The following is a 530-nucleotide window of genomic DNA, read 5'->3' as shown; positions in this document are numbered from 1 at the left end:
CGACCGCGTCCGGGCCGCAGACGCCCGCCCGCCGACTCTGGGCTTGCACGGGCGAGGCGTTCACCGCAAGGCCTCCTGGCCTGGCGTCATGGGGTGGTCGCGGGTTCGGGCCCGGCCGGTCGGTCGCCGCACCAGCCGCCGATGCGCGCTCTCTCGATCCTCGGGAGCCCCTCGATCACGCTGATGTGCTCGAACTGCGCATCGCTGACGATCCGCACGTCCTGCAGCCGCTCCAGACGGCTCAGCGGCCGCAGGTCCACGGGCGCGCCCTGCGGCGCCGAGGGGTCGGGCGACAGCACCAGGATTTCCAACCCGGCAAGACGCTCCAGCCCTGCCAGCGAGCCGAGCGGTGCATCCATCACGATGAGCTCCCGCAGCCGCAGGGGCGGGTCGTCGCACCGGAAGTCGAAGGACGTCGAGACACCTCGTCTCAACTCGAGCCGCAGGTACTCGAGCTCCCGCAGGCCAGACACGGCGGCCATCGAGGGCTCGGCCGCACGGTCGAGATAGAGGTAACGCAGGAGTGTCAT

General features: G+C 71.1%; 1 protein-coding gene. It reads right to left on the bottom strand.

The genetic code is table 11. The features are described 5' to 3' along the window. Nucleotides 1–86 precede the first annotated feature (86 nt). Nucleotides 87–530, bottom strand: a 444-nt coding sequence (locus tag G3I71_RS46420; protein WP_203733092.1) for a hypothetical protein, incomplete at its 5' end; no start/stop codon positions are given.

The organism is Streptomyces sp. SID12501, from assembly GCF_010550245.1.
Taxonomy (GTDB): Bacteria; Actinomycetota; Actinomycetes; order Streptomycetales; family Streptomycetaceae; genus Streptomyces.
Note: the sequence above shows the minus strand (reverse complement) of the source record. Positions and strands in the feature narration are given on the sequence as shown.